Source organism: uncultured Amaricoccus sp. (assembly GCF_937858865.1).
Lineage (GTDB): Bacteria > Pseudomonadota > Alphaproteobacteria > Rhodobacterales > Rhodobacteraceae > Amaricoccus.
This window is the reverse complement of sequence record NZ_CALLYO010000563.1, coordinates 1-3,071: the sequence shown is the minus strand read 5'-3', so window position 1 is coordinate 3,071 and position 3,071 is coordinate 1. Positions and strand designations below refer to the sequence as shown.

The following is a 3,071-nucleotide window of genomic DNA, read 5'->3' as shown; positions in this document are numbered from 1 at the left end:
CGCCACCGGCCTCGGGGCGCTCGGGCGGGTGCGGCTCTTCGCCCCGCCGCACACCGGCGCCAACTACCTGACGCGGGAGATGGTCCATGTCGTCGGCCGGCGCCACGCCGGCAAGCTCCGCCTGATCGGCCTCCTCCTGGCGGTGGTGCTGCCCGGGACGCTCGCGCTCGTGCCGGCTTCCGCCGCGCTCGTGGCCGCGGCGCTCCTGCATGCGGTGGGGATGCTCGTCCTGCGCTGGCTCTTCTTCGCGGAGGCGGAGCACGTGGTTGGACTCTACTACGGAAGGGGGTAACACACGGAGTCCGCTCCCGAAGGCCCGCCGCAGCGCATGACCAAGGACAAGACGAAACGCCCGCGCGCCGCCGCTTCCTCGCCGGGCCAGCCGCCGCGGTTGCAGGTCGGGGCGCTCTGCTGGCGCCGGACGGCCAAGGGGCTGCGCATCCTGCTCATCACCAGCCGGGACACCGGGCGCTGGGTGATCCCCAAGGGCTGGCCGATGCGCAACCGCACCGAGGCGGAGGCGGCCGCGCGCGAGGCCTACGAGGAGGCCGGGCTGCGCGGGACGGTGTCGAGCCGCAGCATCGGCGTCTACACCTATCCCAAGCGGCTCGGGCCCGAGCGCTGGATCCCCTGCGTGGTGCGGGTCTATCCGCTCGAGGCGCAGGAGATGCTGCGGGTCTTCCCGGAAACCGGGCAGCGGCGGACCAGGTGGCTGGCGCCGGAGAAGGCGGCGCAGCGGGTGGCCGAGCACGAGCTGGCGACGATCATCCGGGAGTTCGACCCGGAAGCCCAGGCCGAGCCGGCGTGACAATGGCTTACGGCGGTTTCTTCGTTGCAAGCTTCGAACGGCCAACGCCGCTCAGTCGAAGAATGGCGTGATCTCGGCCACGACGACGGCGTTCTCGGCGCCGGCACGCGCGATCAGCGCGCGCTCCTCGGAGGCGATCTCGGCGCCGGCCGCCTCGCGCTCCGCCAGCGTGCCGTAGCCGGTGACGTCGAGCGGAGCGAGCTCGGCGACCTTGAGCACGGCGACGGTCTCGCGCACCGCCTCGGCCTCGTCGACGCCGGCGGCATAGCAGAGCAGCGCGGCGCCGGTCGCACCCTCGGGCAGGCCGTCGCCGGCCTTGCGGCCGACCTCGACGAGGAGGGTGTAGACCTCCGGCATCAGTCGCGCAGCAGCTCGTTGATCCCGGTCTTGGAGCGGGTGCGCTCGTCCACCCGCTTGACGATGACCGCGCAGTAGAGGCTCGGGCCGGGCGTGCCGTCCGGGAAGGGCTTTCCGGGCAGCGAGCCCGCCACCACCACCGAATAGGGCGGCACCTCGCCATAGGAGATCTCCCCGGTCGCCCGGTCGACGATCTTCGTCGACTGGCCGATGAAGACGCCCATGCCGAGCACCGAGCCCTCGCGGACGATCACCCCCTCGACCACCTCGGAGCGGGCGCCGATGAAGCAGTTGTCCTCGATGATGGTCGGGCCGGCCTGCAGCGGCTCGAGCACGCCGCCGATGCCGACGCCGCCCGAGAGGTGGACGTGGGCACCGATCTGGGCGCAGGAGCCGACCGTCGCCCAGGTGTCGACCATGGTCCCCTCGCCGACCCGGGCGCCGAGGTTGACGAAGCAGGGCATCAGGACGGCGCCCGGCGCGATATAGGCCGAGCGGCGCACCACCGCGGTCGGCACGGCGCGGAAGCCGGCGGCGCGCCAGTCGTGGTCGGTCCAGCCCTTGAACTTCGAGTCGACCTTGTCCCACCAGCCGCCGCCCTGCGGGCCGCCGGACTGCGCCCCCATGTCCTGCAGGCGGAAGCCGAGGAGGACCGCCTTCTTCGCCCACTGGTTCACCTTCCAGCTGCCGTCCGCCTGCCGCTCGGCGGCGCGCAGCATCCCCTTGTCGAGCGCCTCGAGCGCCGTCTCGATCGCCGCGCGCCCGGCGCCGCCGGTCTGCGGGGTGATGGTGTCGCGCGCCTCCCAGGCGGCCTCCACGGCGCGCTCGAGGCTCGTGTGGTCGAAGCTCGTCATCGGGATCGGCCTTTCCGGTTCGCTCTGGCGGGGGCGGGGCGCAAGCTATAAGCCGGCAGGAAACCGGAGGCAATCTGGACGCGCCCATGACCATTCCGAGCGAGCCGCAGCGCCGCTTCCCCGATGCCCGCGAGGATCTCGAGCAGAGCGACCGGGTGCCCGGCACGCCGCAGACGCTCGACCCGAGCTACCGGCTCGCCTTCAGCGACGCCGACTTCCTGACCCGCGAGGAGCTCCGCCCGGTCAGGCTGCAGCTCGAGCTGCTGAAGACCGAGATGGCGCTGGCCGAGCGGGGGATCGCCTCGACGGTGGTGATGTTCGGCAGCGCCCGCATCCACGATCCGGCGACCGGCGCGGGCGGCGCCACGGCGGCGCTCGGGCGCTACTACGAGGAGGCGCGGGAGTTCGCCCGGCTCTGCGCGATCCGCGCCCTCGCCACCGGCAACCGCGAGGGGGTGGTCTGCACCGGCGGCGGGCCGGGGATCATGGAGGCGGGGAGCCGCGGCGCCGCCGAGGCCGGCGGCATCTCGATCAGCCTCAACATCGTGCTGCCGCACGAGCAGACGCCGAACATCTACGGCACCCCAGACCTCAGCTTCAACTTCCACTATTTCGCCGTCCGCAAGATGCACTTCCTGATGCGCGCCAGGGCGATCGCGGTCTTTCCCGGCGGGTTCGGCACGCTCGACGAGCTCTTCGAGGTGCTGACGCTGGTCCAGTCCGGGCGGATGCGGCGGCTGCCGATCCTGCTCTTCGGCGAGGAGTTCTGGACCGAGGTGGTCGACTGGCAGGCGCTGGCCGACGCCGGGACGATCGCCCCCGAGGACATCGGGCTCTTCAGCTTCGCCGACTCCGCCGCCCAGGCCGTGGCGCTGATCGACGACTGGCCGGCGCCCTGAGCCCACGGGGCCGCGCACGTTCGCTCCCGATATCGCGTATGTTTCCAGCGTATAGACAACAACGTCTATACGCGACACGGCCGTCACGCACCCTCCCCGAAGGCTTTCATACAGGCAGAAACCCTATCGAGCAGACGAGGGGCCCCGCCAACA

The 3,071-nt window shown here is 71.9% G+C and carries 4 protein-coding genes and 1 pseudogene; 3 read left to right on the top strand and 2 right to left on the bottom strand.

Going from position 1 to position 3,071, the window contains the following annotated elements:
* Window positions 1-292, top strand: a pseudogene (locus Q0112_RS16680) (dibenzothiophene desulfurase); the annotation flags it as partial.
* A gap of 36 nt (window positions 293-328) precedes the next feature.
* Window positions 329-808, top strand: a complete 480-nt coding sequence (locus Q0112_RS16675; protein ID WP_297977113.1) for an NUDIX hydrolase — start codon at window positions 329-331, stop codon at window positions 806-808.
* 51 nt (window positions 809-859) lie between these two features.
* Here Q0112_RS16675 and Q0112_RS16670 read toward each other — a convergent pair whose 3' ends face one another.
* Window positions 860-1,165 (bottom strand): hypothetical protein, encoded by a 306-nt coding sequence (locus Q0112_RS16670; protein ID WP_297977112.1) that lies wholly within the window; start codon window positions 1,163-1,165, stop codon window positions 860-862.
* Window positions 1,165-2,019, bottom strand: a complete 855-nt coding sequence (gene dapD, locus Q0112_RS16665; RefSeq protein ID WP_297977111.1) for a 2,3,4,5-tetrahydropyridine-2,6-dicarboxylate N-succinyltransferase — start codon at window positions 2,017-2,019, stop codon at window positions 1,165-1,167. Before dapD ends, Q0112_RS16670 begins: the two co-directional genes overlap by 1 nt.
* Window positions 2,020-2,105: 86 nt before the next feature.
* On the opposite strand from dapD, the gene Q0112_RS16660 reads away from it, so the two are divergent.
* Window positions 2,106-2,918 carry an LOG family protein gene (locus Q0112_RS16660; RefSeq protein WP_297977110.1) on the top strand — a complete coding sequence of 271 codons (813 nt, stop codon included), beginning with the start codon at window positions 2,106-2,108 and terminating at the stop codon, window positions 2,916-2,918.
* The last annotated feature ends 153 nt before the right edge of the window (window positions 2,919-3,071 follow it).